Source organism: Ignavibacteriota bacterium (genome assembly GCA_013285405.1).
Classification (GTDB): Bacteria; Bacteroidota; Ignavibacteria; order Ignavibacteriales; family Ignavibacteriaceae; genus IGN2.
This window is the reverse complement of the sequence record CP053446.1, coordinates 2,211,411-2,230,201: the sequence shown is the minus strand read 5'-3', so window position 1 is coordinate 2,230,201 and position 18,791 is coordinate 2,211,411. Positions and strand designations below refer to the sequence as shown.

At 36.6% G+C, this 18,791-nt stretch carries 11 protein-coding genes; all 11 read right to left on the bottom strand.

Annotation, left to right across the window (positions count from 1 at the left end):
• Positions 1–22: 22 nt before the first annotated feature.
• Positions 23–1,036, bottom strand: coding sequence for a PorV/PorQ family protein (locus tag HND39_09625; protein QKJ96522.1), 1,014 nt, complete (start codon positions 1,034–1,036; stop codon positions 23–25).
• Between the two features lie 72 nt (positions 1,037–1,108).
• Positions 1,109–4,609 (bottom strand): hypothetical protein, encoded by a 3,501-nt coding sequence (locus HND39_09620; GenBank protein ID QKJ96521.1) that lies wholly within the window; start codon positions 4,607–4,609, stop codon positions 1,109–1,111.
• A gap of 36 nt (positions 4,610–4,645) precedes the next feature.
• Positions 4,646–7,582 (bottom strand): TonB-dependent receptor, encoded by a 2,937-nt coding sequence (locus tag HND39_09615; protein ID QKJ96520.1) that lies wholly within the window; start codon positions 7,580–7,582, stop codon positions 4,646–4,648.
• Between the two features lie 147 nt (positions 7,583–7,729).
• Positions 7,730–9,589 carry a T9SS type A sorting domain-containing protein gene (locus tag HND39_09610; GenBank protein ID QKJ97952.1) on the bottom strand — a complete coding sequence of 620 codons (1,860 nt, stop codon included), beginning with the start codon at positions 9,587–9,589 and terminating at the stop codon, positions 7,730–7,732.
• Between the two features lie 233 nt (positions 9,590–9,822).
• Positions 9,823–11,406: a phosphoglycerate dehydrogenase gene (locus tag HND39_09605; GenBank protein QKJ96519.1), complete on the bottom strand. Its 1,584-nt coding sequence runs from the start codon at positions 11,404–11,406 to the stop codon at positions 9,823–9,825.
• A gap of 28 nt (positions 11,407–11,434) precedes the next feature.
• On the bottom strand, positions 11,435–11,755 hold the full coding sequence (trxA, locus tag HND39_09600; protein ID QKJ96518.1) for a thioredoxin: 321 nt from the start codon (positions 11,753–11,755) through the stop codon (positions 11,435–11,437).
• A 23-nt stretch (positions 11,756–11,778) separates the two neighbouring features.
• Positions 11,779–12,600 (bottom strand): SDR family oxidoreductase, encoded by an 822-nt coding sequence (locus tag HND39_09595; GenBank protein QKJ96517.1) that lies wholly within the window; start codon positions 12,598–12,600, stop codon positions 11,779–11,781.
• A gap of 97 nt (positions 12,601–12,697) precedes the next feature.
• Positions 12,698–16,159 (bottom strand): DNA polymerase III subunit alpha, encoded by a 3,462-nt coding sequence (dnaE, locus tag HND39_09590; GenBank protein ID QKJ96516.1) that lies wholly within the window; start codon positions 16,157–16,159, stop codon positions 12,698–12,700.
• A gap of 107 nt (positions 16,160–16,266) precedes the next feature.
• A complete protein-coding gene (dut, locus tag HND39_09585; GenBank protein QKJ96515.1) occupies positions 16,267–16,722 on the bottom strand; it encodes a dUTP diphosphatase in 456 nt (151 codons plus the stop codon).
• The gene (locus HND39_09580; protein ID QKJ96514.1) at positions 16,722–18,191 is read right to left on the bottom strand and encodes an oligosaccharide flippase family protein; all 1,470 of its coding nucleotides are present in this window, start codon (positions 18,189–18,191) and stop codon (positions 16,722–16,724) included. Before HND39_09580 ends, dut begins: the two co-directional genes overlap by 1 nt.
• A 26-nt stretch (positions 18,192–18,217) precedes the next feature.
• The gene (locus HND39_09575) at positions 18,218–18,634 is read right to left on the bottom strand and encodes an acyl-CoA thioesterase (GenBank protein QKJ96513.1); all 417 of its coding nucleotides are present in this window, start codon (positions 18,632–18,634) and stop codon (positions 18,218–18,220) included.
• Positions 18,635–18,791: the final 157 nt, after the last annotated feature.

The window sequence follows — 18,791 nt, the reverse complement described above, 5'->3', positions numbered from 1 at the left end:
TTTAATCAAGGCAATCAAATTACTATTGAAAACTAAGTTTTATCGTAAATACATGATTTGCGGCTGGGAATTCTTTCACATCTCTGAATGCATAATCAAATACAAATCCGACTTCACCACCGATTTTATAATCCAAACCGGCACCAAAAGTAAGACCATAGATGTATTCATCAGCATTTTCAAACAAGAAATTATATCCGCCTCTCAGGAAGAAGTTATTCATAAAACTGTATTCAAGTCCGAGATTACCGATATCCTCGAAGTTGTTGTTAGCTGTATATGCACCACCAACTGACAGATTATTCTGTTCGTTAAACTGAAATGCATAAGTTAAGCTAAGCTGGAAGAAGCTGGGAATCTGGAAAGATTCGGTTATGATTTCATAACTTCCTGTAGAAGCTCCGGGTATAGTCCCCGGTATGACCGTTCTGGAAGAAAGTTCCTGACCAGAGTAACTCATATCACTACCAATATTTTTAACAGCCGCACCAATCATCAAAGCTTCAGAGAAACGATATTGCACACCTGCATCAATTGCAAAACCTGTTGCATTCGTGTTTTGAATATTCTCAGAGATGAGTTTCAGATTTGTTCCAATTGATATTCTATCTGTTAATAATTTTGAGTAAGTGAATCCCAAAGTTATAAACGATGGTGAGTAAGTTTCACCCGTTCCATCAGGAAAGTTTTCACTAGTTATCGGGATATCACCAAAGTCTAAAGTCTTTAAATCAAATCCAATAGATCCGATATCGCCGAGGCTGGTACCAATTGCAAAGTAGGAAATATTTATGTCAGCAAGATAGCTAACATAACTGAACATTGCTTCTGTTTGCGGATTGATATCCAAACCTGCAGGGTTGTAATAAATAGATTCTAACCCTGTAATATTAGCCAGGAATGCACCTCCTGTAGCTATTCCACGAGCACCTACGGGTATCAATAATTGCTCAGCACCCGTTGTACCTTTTCTTGCAACGTCACCTGCATAGATTGAAGTTGCAATTAAGATTAGTATAAGTATTATTTTTTTCATTTTTTAAACTCCACTATTTTAACTAAAAATAGCTGGCAGGCAACAATTTTATACCTGCCAATCTTAATTTTGTTAGAACCTTTGTATTTGTTTCTGAGGCATAATTATAGCAAACTTCAATACTTTATCACCATATTTTGGTGATGATACAATTGCAAGATACATGCCTGAAGCCACTCGTAATCCGGATTCATTCTGCAAATTCCATCGTAAGAACGGCGAAGTTGGTGAATCTTTATCTTCAGTACCTATTGTTCTCAAAAGTGAACCTGATAAAGAATAAATCTTTACTGTGACTTCTTCAGGTAAGTTCGTAAAAGTCACAAAAGGTTCATCAGGCGTATTGGAATAGTAATTTGATAAAGTGTTGTATCCATATAGAGGATTAGGGAACACATTTACCTTCTCCCACAAGTTCTTTTCTTCATCTGTTGTTAAAGCACCAGATTTTTTTGTTGAGAATTGGAATACATCATTTATCGTATATGGATAAGTACCTACCGGGATAACTAACTTATCACCCGGTTGATAGAATATCGCATTATCCCTTTTTTGTACACCAAGAACATACATTACATTGAAGTAAGGTGATTTGGCTATCGTCCTTTCATCTTCGGTTGCAGAAGCATCTGTTGGGATATTGTAACCACGTAATTTTGCCCATACAGTCTGATTTGCAGGGTAATTACCTTTATATACCTGTTGATTTCCAGTTGGATCATAGTCTGCATCAAAGATAAAAATAAATTCTCCGGAGATAGTAACGTTTGTGCCTGGGTCCCAGATGCCATCTGGAGTACCATTATTTGGTGAGCCAGATTTGCGTTCAAGAAATCCAACCGCAAGTTGTTTTTCGATGTTATATCTTGTATCTACCATCCAAGCTGTAAATGGCACATCTACAAATCCTTCACCAAGCTTACCAATATCACTCAAGTCAACGACAACATCCGGATTCGCAGTTGTAACCCCTTCGGCATAGACATACGAAGAATTTCTTGCCGGAGGATTTGCTCCAACATAGCCATGCAAGTATCTATATGCCTTACCGTTATCACCGAACCTGATTTCAACTCTACGCATTTTATCAGCTGTTGTAATCTTGGTTGTATCTTTCGCAAGAGAATTACCTCCAAGAGCATCACCCATAGGTCCACCATTCTTAACATCAACGTTTAAATAGTAACGTTTTGTTCCGGCAGTGTCGTACCAAAGGTTTGAAGTCTGATATTCAAGGGTACCAAGTGTTGGGGTTGCATCTGATACTTTTGTAATAAAGCCATCGGTACTTGGATAGCTGATTTGCGTACTGCCATATAAAAATTGATTCATAGAATCCAGAAGCATAGTTGAAGTTGATACATTCTCAAGATTCCAGAACATCTTATAAAGAGTTGAAGAATTGTCTTTTGTGAACGTTACTTCATACGTATCACCAGTTAGGGCTTCATTGTTAATAGGATCAACCTGAACCTTACCATCGCTGAATCCAGACAATTTACTGCTTTCCAAAACAAGCTGGGGCGGTGTATAATTATTTTCGCCAGCAACTATAGAAACGATTGATCTAACATTCTCAGCTTCCTGAGCGAAAGCAAAAGCATCCAAATAATAATCTCCAACTGTACCAACTGCCAGAGTATCATTATCTTTGTAAACCAATGCATCATAGTTAAGAGCATAACTGGTTACAGCAAAGTAATAAGGTCTTCCTTTATAAATTTTTATATTAGGTTCAAATGGATCGTTGAATACTCTGAGCCTAATTCTGCCAGTATTAGGGTCAGCATATATTGAATAATTCAATTGATTACCTGAAGGAGAGACTTCATATAATAATTCTATTCCACCAGTTTCAGCATTTTCTTTATATACATTTTGAATGAAGTCATTCAAATCATATCTTGCTAATAATACAGAATTATCCTGCCCGGATACTTCATCTTCAGCAATATTAGTTTTGAAAGCCCAAACCTGATAACCTTCAAATTTTAAATCCCAAGTAGGTGTTTGACTTAAATAATTAACCTGTTTGCTTGTGGACCACGTAATATCTATAAAATCATCGCTCGAAGTCAGATTAACTTGGGGAGCCGGTGGTGGTGTTGGAGCCAAAAAGTTCAGATCAAATATATTCTGAGCTCCATCATCTATTGCACGGGTCGTTGTAATGCCATCCAATGGCTGCGCACCTCTTCCTACAACATAAGCGATAACAATTTCATTTTCTTGATTTTTGTCAAGAACAAAAGGACCAGTATTTGTCATTTGACGAACATCTCGATTTTGATTACAAATCCATCCCACATCAGTAACCGGATCACCCGAATACCAGAATCTAGGATCGACAGTTGCACAATCTACTCCGCCTCTAACTTCTCCATAAGCGAAGTTACAAGGATCTACTGGAACACCAAATCTATCAAAACCAAGTGCATAACTACGTGCTTCATTTATATCATTTGGATCGCCTAATGCTGCAACTCCATTGAAGTAAACGACGAATGAAGATATTGGGAGGTTTTTAAATCCAGGATATATTTTTTTCCCCTTTAACTGACCTTGAATGGAAAATGCGGTATCAGTCGAAGTTCCAGGGACACGCGGACCTGAGAAAAAATCAATGAAGAAAGCAGGGACCTGATTTCCATATTCAGTATCAGATTTGTTACCATAAGTGTATCCTGCGTTTCTTGGAACATCTACACCCACAACATCATCAGTCGCATCACCAAGATCTGGATCAGCCCAGGCACCGAAATAGACATCTGTAAGTTGTTCGGGGTCGCCCGGAGTTAATCCAACATATTTCATCCTGTATCTGACAAAGATGATATTTCCAATAGCACCGGCTGAAGCAAAAGCGAAAACAGATTGTCTTACTTCAAGTCCAACTTCGATAGTTGTATTCCATCTTCGTTGAGCAACTGGTAAACCGTCATGATAAACACACCATGCAAGCTCATCACCAATTAAATCAGGCATATCTTCACCATCACCAGCTCCAGGCTGAGATTCAGGATCGTATAAACCGTTATTATTATTATCAGTCGGGTTATAAACTCCATTACCATCGCCATCAACGAAATCGGCACCGAGATTAACCGCGTCAATCCAATCTTGCCAACTCTGACCGAATGGTTCATCCTGAGAGTTTATTACATAGACGACTGCATTTGGATCATTCTCACCATCAACAACACCTTGTATATAATCTTCTACAAGACTGGCAGAAGCTGCGGCGTTAGCCCAAAGAACACCATTCTTATAACCGCTTAAGAAGAAGCCGCCGGAAAAGAGGAATCCTGAGCCAGCGAAACGTCCAAGTGAGCCGATGGGTGGTACGTTTACGTCTGCGATTATACCCTTTCGGTTCAAGGGCATATAAACATTGTTAACATTCAATGCGTAGGCATCTCCATTTTTACCTGAGGCTTGTTCATTGTTAATTTTATAAATTGGTCTGGGAGATTTAACACCGTTTATATCATCTCCTAAAAAACCAAATGTGATAAATGCTGCGGTTGTTATCAGCAGCAGCAATTTATAACTGTATTTAATATATATTTTCATTTTAATTATCCTGTTTGTAATTAAATCAAATTTTTGTTAGAAAGTTATTCTACCAAAATTTAACTTGAGACCGAGTTTAATAAGTCTTGGTATTCCAAAATTACTCGGATCTCTTTCTAAGAATTCATAATCTTTAACATAACCTTCACCTTGCTGTTGAATGGTACCCTGAGCATCCGGGTCACTTAACCAGCCAGTTGTATAGGGATCTCCTGTTGATCTCCATACGTTGACAATATTATCTGCGTCAAGAAGATTTTCAATCCATACATAAGGTGTAATGTATAAGTTTCCAATCGGGAAACCTTTTTCAATTTTCAAATCAATTCTGAAACTGCCCGGAGCGTAGGCTGAATTTATATAACCTGTATTATCAGCTACTAGTCCATTATCTCCTAAAATATCCCATTGATCAACCGGAGTATATGGTCTGCCGCTATTGTATGAGAAAATGGTATTTACATTAAGGAGTTCCCACATCCCTGCTTCACCTTCGGGCACAAAGAAATCCAATATTGCTATTGCAGTATGTCTTTGATCAAATGATAATGGTGCAATAACCTTTGGAGGCAGGTTGTCAAGGTTTCTGAATACTGCTGTTTGACTCGAACTAGTTGAGGAACCTGTTCCATCAGCAAAGGAGAGTGTATACTGTAGTGACACACTGAAGTAACTTAGCCGTGTAACATCAAATGAAAATGCGAATCCTTTGATAGTTCCAAAATCAGCATTCTGCGGTCCAATGGCATTAATAACTTCACCACCTTCTGTGCGTCGGTACTGACTCATCTCAACATTTACAAGAGATTTTGTATTCTTGTAGAAGGCAGTCAGGTTTAATGCAGAATTAAGACCAAGCAACTGTCTAAAACCAACTTCATACTGAGTGGTTTCCTCGCTAATCAAGCCTCCATTAAATCCATTCTGTGGTGACATTGTGATGTACTGGTTGTAATCAAACGGACCAGCATACATATCATTAAGCTCTGGTGTCTGGAAGAATGTTCCGTATTGAGCATGAAATACTGTAGCTTCAGTTACTGGAAATCCTATACCTATTCTTGGAGAGAATTTAACTTCTACGTCTTTAATTCTAAAGTCCCCAATATCAAATTTATTAGGATCTACTCCACCAGCATAAGGTAATTCTGGATCAATGAGTTCATGAGATTTGATGTCAAAATAGTCCATTCTAACACCAAGATTTAATACTAAATCCTGTAACTCGAATCGATCCTGCAAATACAGATAGCCGAGTATTGGTTGTCTTGGTTTTAAAAACTCAGCCATTGTTGGATGTGACTGAATGCTGGGGTCAGCAAACCAATCTAAAGAGGAAGGATAATCCGAGCCTGTTTTCTCAATCCCTGTAACATCATAACCAAAGACGAATGGTTGATTCTGAGCGAATCTTATATAGTCAGGCTGACTAGGATCCAATCCTGCAACTACATAAGCAAAGTTTCCGTAACCTCTGACTGTATGCTGCTCAATTCCAAATCCAAATTCAAGCAGATGATTATCTAGCTGAGAAGTAAGATCGAAATCTGCACCAATTCTGTCATCCTCTCTTTGCTGGAATAAGCCGGTAGAATAACCATAAGGTCTGAAAACTCCATTGATGTCTTCAGTTCTTGTTCTTCTTCCATTTCCAAGAAGAGTAACATTCATTCCAGATTCATTAGCCCACCACAAGCTATCACCATAAAGTATCTGATTTTCAACACCTTTTAAGAAGGGGTTGTAACGCTGCAATTCAAATTGTCTGTAACCCAAATTTAAATTCCAGAAAGTAGTACTGCTTACTGTTTGAGAAATTCTCATACTGTAAGAAGCATTCTCTTCTTCAATTTCTTCAATAAACTGAGAAGAGTTTTTGTATTGCCTCATTGGACCAGTACCCTTGGAGTTTTTGTAAATTCTGTCATTAAGCAAAGCACTTAATTGAACATTCCAATCGCCAAAACGAGAGTTTAACTTACCACTGAATCTCCAAACACTGGCAGGGTTATTGGGAATCGTTTCCATTATTAATGGTTCATTCATTACAGAGCCGTCTGCAGCAGTCCAGAGTTCCATCGGAACAGCAGGAGGATCTGCATCTTGGTACCATCCTCTTTCACCCGACAAGAAAATCGTATGTTCAGGAATACCTGGTATGATAGGACCGCTTAAAGAACCTGAATATAAGTTGGATCCAAAATCATCTGTGTTTAATAAGTCAGAGGATTGAACATCGACAAACAAGTCATAATCCGGTTGACCGGATTTAGTTGTTACGTTCACAATACCTGACTGCGCTTGTCCGTATTTAGCTTCGTAGCCGCCAACCTGAAATGAAATCTGGTCTATAGCAACGTTACTGACCTGGGCAACTGTTCCTCTGTTGTATAAGTTATTCTGAGGAACACCATCAACTATATAAAGTACTTCACTCCCTCTTCCGCCTCGTACGTTTATACTTGCGTTACCATCCTGTCCACCGCTTCCTTCCTGAGTTACGACACCAGACTGCAGAGAAGCTAAGCCTTGAACACCACGAACAGGTAATCTGGAAATCTGTTCTGAATCAATTACTTTAACCGTATTAGTGGACTTTGCCTCAAAGAATTTTTTATCAACAACAACAATGTCTGGCAAAGTAAAGTCAGTTGACAGTTCAACATCCAATTCATATGTAATGTTTGCAACAATTCTTACTTCCTGAATTGTTTTGGGTGCATAACCTACGTAGCTGACTTTGACCTCGTAGGTTCCGGGAGTAATATTTAATATAAAATAATTTCCATCGATGTCTGTGGCAGCACCAAGATTAGTGTTCAATAATATTATATTGGCACCAATCAAAGGTTCTTTAGTATCTGCGTCTAAAACCTTACCACTCATTTTGCCAACTCCCGTTTGAGCAAACATTGAGGCTGATAAGAGCAGAAAGACTAAAGTTGCCAGAAGATTTGTAGATAATTTTTTCATCTCTTCTCCACGAAATGTTTGAAATAATCTTCTGAGTTAATCTCTATTTAAGAATTAAAAGAACAAAAGTACGTTAAAAAAAACGGGCGAATTTACCAATCGTTAAATTGGAAAACCCACCCGTGTCATATAACCTTCACACGCAAATTACTTGAGCAACATCATCTTTTTGGATGAAGTGAAGTTACCTGCATTTAGTGTATAAATATAAAGACCGGATGCAAGTTTTCCAGCATCAAATGTAACATCATATTTTCCGGCTTCTTGTGTTGTGTTATTTACCAAGCTGGCAACTTCTTTACCAAGAACGTCATAAACTTTTAATGAGACATCACTTCTTTCTGCAAGTGAGTAAGTTATTTTTGTGCTTGGATTGAACGGATTCGGATAGTTCTGCTCTAATGTGAAATTATTTGCTAAAATTTCATCGTCATTGCTAAGAACCTGGAATTCGAAAGAATCATATAACCATCTTGTATTATTTGATAAACTATTTTGACCTGCTACCTGACCGATAAATATACCACCACCGGGGATGGCATCTTCCATATACATATAGTGAACTTTTGCCATATCACCATTAAATTCAATTCTTCTGGCTAAATATGGAAACTGTTCCATTACACTTGCATCACCTTTAAGTATTGCAGCATCTGAAAATGTTTGACCATAATCGGTTGAAACTGCATAATATAAATCTGTGAAATAGATAGGACCGGTATCCGGGCTGCCATCACCAGGATAAACGTTCCAAGCACTGCTGCCAATTGCACCGGTATATTCAAATCCTTGCCATACTACAAAAACTACTCGACCGTCATCAGATGTAGATACGTTTGGATAAGCCTGACCGATGCCATTTCCAGAATAAAGTCTGGTTGTTGTACCACCTGTAACCTGATTTCCAAATCCATCTGTTGGAGCATCTGTAAGAGGGTTAGAAACTGAAATCCAATCCTGATGATTGCTGTTCCAATATAGAATTGGGAATACGTTGGTTGTGTCTGTAGCACCCTGCAGAACACCTTCGCCGTATCCATTTAATACGATATGAGTTACACCATCATTACTGACATTTGCATTGACTTGTGCAAAGTTTGTGAAATATGCAGCGTAGGTTCTATTGATAACCTGACCATATTCTGGATTTGCTCCGGAACCTTTACCAGCCTGTAAACCGCTCCAGGAAGCTCCACTATCAGTAGAACGGTACAAATATATTCCATCAGGATTACCTGATGTGAAAACAGCATCAAAACCACCAACTGAAGATATATATGTTCCATCATCTGATTTAAATATTGGAAGTTCTGAAGGAGTATTTGTAGTGGAAAACAGGAATCCAGAATCTCCATCACCAACACGGAACAGTGAGTCGAAGGTGACACCATAATCCGACGAAGAAAAATACACAAAGTTAGTATTATTGACTAAAATGGTTCCATCAGTCAAATAAACAAACATCGGAAAGTTACCTGCAATTGATGTTGTTGGGTATGGTGTAACTGGTGCAAGATTTGTTAAATCAATTACAGAATGCCATGAACTGCTATTACTATGAGCAAACATCAAAGCATTTCCATCAAATGTACCACCATTACAAACCTGCACAGTTCCCCAACCGTAAGCTGCACTACCGCTTGTTCCGGCTGTTTCATCAAAGGCTGAAAAATTATCCGCTGGTGCACCAAAAGCAATGTATGAAAAACGCACTTGTCTTGTTCCAGCATTTTGTCTGGCCATAGCCGTCATTATTGGGTCCAGAGCACCGTCGCCATCAAGGTCAACGAGAGCAATCATAGGACCAACCGAATTGTTTGTCATGTAATCGTAGTCAGTTTGGAATAATTCCTGACCTGGAGTTAATGCAGGGGAATTGTAACCATTCTGTGAAAAGCCAACCTGGCTTTGATCAGAGGGCTTAATCCATCTTTCTTTTACAATATTTTTGTTTTGAGCAAAAGCAGTTGAAAATACTAATGCTAAAACGAAGATTGAGATAGTCATTTTTCTGACCATAGTTTACTCCTTCTAAGTTGTTGTACGAATAATGTTATTTAAAGTTGTTATTCTTTTTTATTATGAACCGATAATAAAAAGATAAAAAATGTTAATTTTTATTACCTGTGCAAAATAATACCGTCAATTATTACAGTCAAGCATTGAAACACAATTTATTTACTCTTTCCGAAATAAGCTTTTTTACTAAAAATGTCAAGAGATTGATTTATCCGATGAAACTAAATGAGTACCGAAAATATATCTTTGATGCCTTCTATCTCTGAAATTGTATTTTTAATTTCTTCGCTTAACGGACTGTCAATATTTATAATAGTCAAAGCGTAGTCACCTTCTGTATTTCTTCCGAGTGATAAGCCTGCAATGTTAATATTTGATGCTGCCAGTTTACTGCTAACAGATGAAAGCATTCCAGGTTTATCCAAATTCCGGTAAATTAAAATGCTTCCATCTGGTTTGAATTCTACAGGATAATTATTGAACTCCACTATTCTGAGTCCATCGTTACCGAATACAGTTCCTGAAATTTTCCACTCCGTAGTGGTTGTTATCATTTTTATCTCGATAAGATTTAAATAATCGTGCTGTTCAGTCGAAATCGTTTCTTCAAGTACAATTCCAAGATCATCAGCTAATACAGGTGCATTAATAAAATTAACATTCGTATCTAATTGTTCGCTGAGGAATCCTTTTAAAAAAGCATTCGAAATAATTTTTTCATTGCTGTTAAAAATATCTCCATAAAAATCGATTGATAGTCTTACCAGAGAATCATTCCTGATTTGTGAGAGAAGCTTTCCCATTTTTTCAGACAGTTTGATGAATGCTTTAAGATTTTCATTTGTTATTTCTTTCAATCCCGATGCGTTAACAGATCCAAGTGAAGAACCGTTTTTGAAATAATCAATTACCTGTTCTGCAATTTGAACTGCAACTTTTTGTTGCGCTTCTTCAGTAGATGCACCAAGATGTGGCGTTGAAACGACAGATGGATGCTGGAGTAATCCGGTACTGAAATCAGGTGGTTCACTTTCAAAAACATCCAAACCTGCTGCTGATACTTTACCTTCCTTCAATGCTTTTAAAAGATCACTTTCGTTTATAATACCGCCACGAGCGCAATTTATCAGGATAACTCCTGTTTTGCATTTTGAAATCTGTTCATACGAAATCAGATTTTTTGTTTTTTCGTTCAGAGGAGTATGAACAGAAATAAAATCAGCATTACTCCAGATTTTATCCAGTGATACAAGTTGAATATCGAAATCAATAATCGATTCAGATGTTACTAATGGATCGTATGAAATTACTTTCATCCCAAATGCTTTTGACCTTATCGCCACCTCTTTTCCTATCTTACCTAAACCAATTAAGCCAAGTGTTTTTCCAAACAGCTCTGTTCCCTGAAATCTTTTCCTGTCCCATTTTTTTAACTGAAGAGAAATATTTGCCTGCGGAATTTTTCTTGCAGCAGCAAGCATCAAAGCAATAGTATGTTCTGCTGCTGAGATCGTATTTCCACCGGGAGTATTCATAACCAGAATACCTTTTCTGGTTGCAGCTTTAACATCAATATTGTCAACACCGGCACCAGCTCTTCCGATTAATTCCATATTCTGCATCTGCTCAATTAAATCTGGTTTTACCTGAGTTGAGCTCCGCACAATCAGTGCATTGTAATCTGATATTGTATTTGCTAATTCTTCTTTAGATAAATCAGTTTTATAATCAACTTCAAAACCGGCTGATTTCAAAATTGAAATACATTTATCATCAACGGAATCGCTGATAAGGATTTTTTTCATCTAAACATATTTAAAGTTTATTAACAGCTTAAAGCGCAGCGTTTAATTTTTCAACTATCTTGCTCTTTGGAACTGCACCAATAATTGTGTCTTTTAAATTTCCATTTTTAAAAAGAAGAAGTGTTGGGATACTACGTACACCAAATTTTATTGAGGTTTGCTGATTTGAATCAACATCAAGCTTACCAATTTTAACTTTGCCATCGTATTCTGCAGCTAATTCTTCAACGATTGGTGCAATAAGTTTACATGGTCCGCACCATACAGCCCAAAAATCGATTAGAACTGGTTTATCTGATTTGATTACTTCTGTTTCAAAATTTTCATCTGTGATTTCAACTGGTTTCATTCTTAAATCCTTTTATAAAAAAATTAATTGATGGTTTTCCCTGTGTAACTGACAATATCTTCACCACCATCGGCATTTATCATTCCACCGCTTATCCATTCGCCTCCGTCTCTGCTTAACAGCGAAATAACTTTTGCTACATCTTCTGGAGTCGTTAATCTTCCTCTGGGATTTTTAACTTCAGCAACTTTAATCATTGCATCATTTCCAGGAATTTTTCGTAATGCCGGAGTATCGGTTACACCTGCCATTATTGCTGTCACACCTGTTTCCATATGCCCAAGTTCGATTGCAAGCTGTCGTACGTGTGACTCTAAAGCGGCTTTAGCAGCAGAGACAGCACCATAATAAGGAATCGCGGTGTGACTTCCTGAACTTGTCATCGCAAAAATTCTTCCTTTTTTTGCCAGAAGATTTGCCATATAGACTTCCTGCACCCAATAAACCAGAGAATGTGCCATTACATCGAGTGTCATTTCCATCTGGGAGTGTGTTATTGGCTGCTCATCATTTCGCGGGACGAAACTTTTCAAAGTACCGAATGCTAATGAATGCATAATAATTTTTATTGCGCCTTCACCGCCAAGCTGCGATTTTAATTCAGAAATTATTTCTGTTCGTTTAAACTGATCTGCTGCATTTACATTATAAAACCGTGCTTCTCTTTCATTAGATTTGATATGACTAATGATCTTTTCGACATTCGGCATTGTAGCTTGTCGATCGAGATGAATGCCAATAATATTATATCCATCCTCAGCAAGTTTCATTGCAGTAGCGCCGCCAAATCCAGAGGATGCACCTAAAATAAGCGCCCAGAATTTTTTGTTTGCTTCTTTATCCATAGACGATGAAATATTGATTTATTAGTGGGTGTAATAATACAAAATAGGTTAAAGTCACACAAATAAATTATAATTTCAAAAGTTTTGATATTACTTTTTATTTTGTGTTTAAGAAAATTGAATCTTCTCCGAACAATTTATTTAGCTCACCAAAGAATTCATTTGATAATTCAACTCTGTGGTTCTTAAGTCCGTATGCAGAACTTTTGCTTCCATTTGAAAACAGCTGAAGATACACAGGAATTTTTCCCGGATATTTTTCCATTATCCTTCGAAGTTCAGGCAGGGATTCGGGTGGGGTTTTATCTTTATTAATATTAATTCTGATACTTCCTGCTAATTCATTCCTTGCAACATCGATTGGTAATAATTTGTTGATGTGCATTTTAACTGTATCGCCGCTGCTTTCAAGATTACCGACAACAAAAACAGCTTCTTCTTTTTGAACATACTTCCCGTACTCAGCATAAACTTTTGAAAACATCAGGCATTCGCATGAGCCAGTGAAATCATCAATTGTAAAGAAAGCCATTTGTTTATTTGATTTGTCAATTTTTGTTCTAACGTCAGTAATAATTCCGCAGGCTCTCACATTTTCAATTTCTTCATTCTCCTCAACTTCCCCAATGTGAAAGTTGGCAAATGATTTATATTCAATTTCATATTTACGAAGTGGATGACCGGTTACATAAAATCCTACAACTTCTCTTTCTTTAGCCAGCATTTCTTTTTCTGACCATGGTTCGGCTTTTTTTAATGAAGGTTCGGGAATTATTATGTCGTCCGTACCACCAAAAAGACTATCACCGGAAGCAAGTTTTGAATTTTGTACTTTGTGAGAATGTTCAAGTGCAGTTTCAACCGATTCAAACAGAGATGACCGGTTTTTATGAACAGAATCAAAAGCCCCGGCTGTAATTAATCCTTCAAGTGATCTTTTGTTGACGATTCTTGTATCGACGTTTAAGCAAAAATCAAATAAGCTCGCAAAGTTTCTTCCTATTTTCTTTCTCGATTTAATTATTTCTTCAACTGCGTTTTTACCAACATTCTTTATTGCGGAAAGTCCGAATAATATTTTCCCGCCAACAACATCAAAATTCACCGAGGGGTTATTAATATCCGGTGGAAGAATTTCAATTTTTAATTTCCTGCAATCCTCAAGAAACTTTGTTACTTTATCTGTATTCTCAAATTCATTTGTCAGGTTTGCTGCGAGAAACTCTGCAGTATAGTGAGCCTTTAGAAATGCAGTTTGATACGCAATATAGCTGTATGCAACAGCATGGCTTTTATTAAAACCATAATTCGCAAATTTATCTATCGCATTAAATATTTCTTCAGCAACTTTTTTATTGATTCCGTTTTCAACCGCACCTTTTATGAATTTTGCTTTCTGTTCTTGCATTGCAATGAGATCTTTTTTACCCATTGCTCTTCTGAGAATATCTGCTTCAGCAAGACTTATCCCGCCAACTTTGTTTGCAATCTGAATTACCTGTTCCTGATAAACAATTACGCCATAAGTTTCTTTCAGAATATCTTCCAGAACCGGATGCAGATATTCAACTTTTTTTCTTCCGAATTTTCTTTCAATGAAGTCATCAATAAACTCCATCGGTCCGGGACGATATAGAGCATTCATCGCGGCAAGATCACTCAGACTTGATGGCTGCAGTTTTTTCAGATATTCACGCATTGGCGGAGATTCAAACTGAAATATGCCTGTCGTCTGTCCCTTTGTAAAAAGCTGATATGTTTTCTGATCTTCAGAAGGAATTTCATCAATGTTTATTTCAACATTATAATTTTTCTTAACAAGATCGATTGTGTCTCTGATAATTGTGAGTGTCCTCAATCCAAGAAAATCCATCTTCAGCAAACCAACGTTTTCAATATCTTTCATATTGTATTGAGTAACGATTTCCTGCTGAGAGACAGCACTTGCAAGCGGAACATATTCGCTTACTTCACCGGGAGTAATAACAACACCAGCAGCATGCTTTGATGCATTCCTGTTCATTCCCTCTAAAACACGTGCATGCATAAATAACTCTTTTATCTGCGGTTCTTCTGAAGTTTTCACCCATTTCAACTCAGGAACTTCTGCAAGTGATTGATCAATTGAATATACCTTCCCAAATTTTGAAGGAATATGCTTTGTGATATTATTGACAGTTGGAATAGGTATCTTCAAAACTCTTGCAACGTCTCTGATAACGGCTTTTGAGGAAAGTCTGTTGAATGTTACGATTTGACTAACACTGTTATCACCATATTTTTTCCGAACGTATTCAATTACTTCTCCACGCTGATCATCGGCAAAATCAACATCAATATCAGGCATTGATTTTCTTTCCGGGTTCAGAAATCTTTCAAAGAGAAGATTATAATCGAGCGGATTAATACTCGTAATTCCCAAAGCGTATGCTACTAAACTTCCTGCAGCACTTCCTCTTCCCGGTCCTACCGGAATATTTTTTTCTTTTGCTGAATTAATAAAATCCTGAACAACCAGAAAATAACCTGAGAAACCCATTTTTTTAATTGTTTCAATTTCGTATTTGAAGCGCTCTTCAATTTCTTCTGTTACTTCAAGTTTCTTTTTTTCTAATCCCAACCAGGCAAGCTGTTCAAAATATTCATCAAGATTTTTTGCCTTTGAATCTTTTGGTATTGGAAAATTCGGAAAGTGATATTCATTAAAGTCGAGTTTCAAATCTATTTTGGAATCAATCTCCAATGTGCTTTCAATTGACTGCTTGTGATTCTTGAAAAGTTTTACCATTTCTTCTGCAGATTTAAAATAAATCTGATCGGTACCGTACCTGAGATTTGAATGAATCTCGTCACCCATTTTATCGCCAAGAAGCAAAAGTATATTGTGCGCAACAGCGTGATCTTTTTCGATGTAGTGACAATCATTTGTTGCAACTAAACTGATATTAAGTTCTTTCGCAATCCTCGGCATATTTTCCAGTATCGGTTTCTCAACATCCATATTATGATTCTGGATTTCGAGATAGAAATCATCGCCAAAAATTTCTTTGTAAGTTCTTGCTACCTGCTTTGCTTTATCATAATCGTTGTGAACGAGATGAGTTGATACAACTCCGCCAGCACAGGCAGAAGTGCAGACTAATCCTTCACGATATTTCCTCAGCAGTTCAAGATCGATTCTTGGTCGGTAGTAAAATCCTTCCGTGTGTCCGAGTGTTGAAAGCTTTGTTAAATTTTTATATCCTTCTTTGTTCTTTGCAAGAAGAATTAAGTGGCTGTAGTTCTTTCTTCGTTTTCCGGTTCCATTTGATTGTGAACTTTTTCTTTCAAATCTGTCACCTTCATTTACAACATAAGCTTCCATTCCAAGAATTGGTTTGATGCCTGCTTTTACTGCTTTTTTATAGAATTCAATCACACCGTACAGAACACCGTGATCTGTAAGTGCAACAGATTTCATATTGAATTTAATCGCGGCTGCAATTAATCCATCAACGGTGCAGGCACCATCCTGAAGACTGTAATGACTATGATTATGGAGATGAATGAATTCTGCCATTGGTTAATAATTTTTTAGAATTTGTATTGCAGTGAGAAGAAAAATTTCTGAACTCAACTTCAGAAAAATAAAATTAAAATGCAATGTAATGAGATAAAATTATTTACTCATCGCCCAGTATGTCCAAATCCTCCTTTGCCTCGAGAAGTATTATTCAGTTCATCTGTTTCAATAAATTTTGCCGTGTAAACTTTCGACACAATAAGCTGTGCAATTCTTTCCGCAGGTTGAATTACAAAATCTTCTTTACCCAAGTTAATAATTATAATTTTTATTTCTCCACGATAATCTGAATCAATCGTACCAGGCGAATTTAATATTCCGATTCCGTGTTTTGCTGCAAGTCCGCTTCTCGGTCTAACCTGGATTTCAAATCCTTCAGGAATTTCAACAGAAATATTTGTTGGAACCATTTCAATTGAGCCTTTAGTGATATTCATCGGTTTTTCCAATGCTGCATAAATATCAAGTCCGGCACTTCCCCTTGTTGCATACGATGGCAACGGAATATGGATTAATTCTTTTCTCAATCGTTTAAACTTAATTTCAATTTCCTGCGGCATCAGCTATTCTTTCTTCTGCTCTCTGCAAATTTATTTTTTATCAGATTGATTTCATTTCTATTTACTGCCACAAAATAAATATACAGTGAGAATATTATGAGGATTAAAATTTTATACACGAACAATAAATTTCCTGATGAATGAAGATAATAGAACAGAGTTCCCGTTATCAGTACTGCAAACAGAATATGCCCAATCCTTTTCAGTTCATATTTTATCTGGTAAAATTTTTGCGTTACAAAATAATAACCCAATGCCATCACCAAATAACTTGCAAATGTTGCAAGTGCGGCTCCTGTCAAACTAAGAACCGGAATTAATAGAAAATTCACAATTATGTTTACAACTGCACCGGCTCCCGTAATAAAAGGAACATAAATACTTTTCTCTTCGATATAAATTCCTGCAGAAAATACTGAATACATTCCATTGATAAGATAAGCTAATAACACTATTGGCACTATATGCAATCCCGACCAGTATTCAGAACCAATTATAGAAAAGCCGGCAATTCTGATTTGTGCAATATCTGATATAAAAAGTGAAACGACAACAAGCATAACACTTCCAGCCAGGGTAAAGTAAGTTAACACCTTGGAAAACATTTCTTTCGCATTTGGTTCTTTTGCGTTCTGAAGAAAGAAGGGCTGCCAGGCAAACTGAAACATATTTACATAAAGCATCATAAAAATTCCAAGCTTGTAATTTGCTTTGTAAATTCCGACGGTTTGTAAGTCAGTTAATTTTTCGAGAATCGGAACATCAATAACCTGAACAAGCATAACCGCAAAACCTGCTGGAAGAAAAGGAAGTCCAAATTTCAACATTCTTTTAAAAAGAACTGAATGAAATTTGAATCGAAAGTTTTTAATGATAGTTGGTAACAATAACAGCAGTGAAACAGCAGATGCAATCAGGTTGCTTAATAATATTGCCTTAATTCCCCATTTGAGTATTATTATTAAATAAACATTCAGCAGAATATTTACGAGAATATTTATAATTCTGTATAATGAAAAAATTTTAGCATTTCTTTCCAGCCGAAGTTTCAGGAAAGGAATTACTACATTCGCATCAAGAAATAAAATTGCAGCACCAAAATAAATCAGATATTGATATTCAGATGGAATTCCCAGAGAATTTCCGATTGCACTGATATTCATTATTATTAAAAAAACAAACAGAAGAGAAGTCATCAAAATTGAAACATACGGAGTTGAAAAATTATCTTTATCATCTCCGACATCTTTAAAGGATGCAAATTTGAGATATGCTGAATCAAGACCGTAAATGAAAACAATATTAAGTATTGCCATATACGCGTAAATCAGTTGGATGATTCCGTAATCTGCCGGAGAAAAAATATTTGTATAAAGCGGAACAAGAATGAAATTTAAGAACCTGCCAATCATTGTGCTGATTCCATAAATGGCAGTATCTTTTGTCAGTTCTTTTAGCTTATCGAACATCAGGTTATTTTTTTAAAATCAATTTATTATTTATTCCGAAAAAATTTTTCAATAGCGCTTGTAAAAAATTCAGGCGCTCTTGTAATTTTTTTTGTACCCGATTTTATAAATGCAAGCTCGATGTAACCTTCGGCAATAATGATATTTCTATCAAGACTTCGGATTGTATGATCGATATGCACTTTAGCCTGCGGTATTTTTTCAACACGTGTTTCTATTTCAAGTTGTTCATCATAAAAAGCCGGGTTTTTAAATTGGAGGAATGCTTCATACACCGGCATGTGAAAACCACTCTCTTCAATTTTTTTATAAGTCAATCCGTGTTCACGCATCATTTCGGTTCGTCCGACTTCAAAGTATTCAAAATATTTTCCGTTATATGCATATTGCATTTGATCTGTATCCGCGTATCGAACCCGTAAAGTAGTTTTATGAATTAGCATTTAATAAATCTTTCTTTTTCGCATTAGCAAATTAAAAAATCCCGAAGATATCGGGATTAAAATTTTATAACCAAAGCTACAAATTCTGCAATTTTAGTTACGAACTGATAAGTTCAGAATCTGTTTGTGCTATTTATGATTTAAAATTCCTGACGAG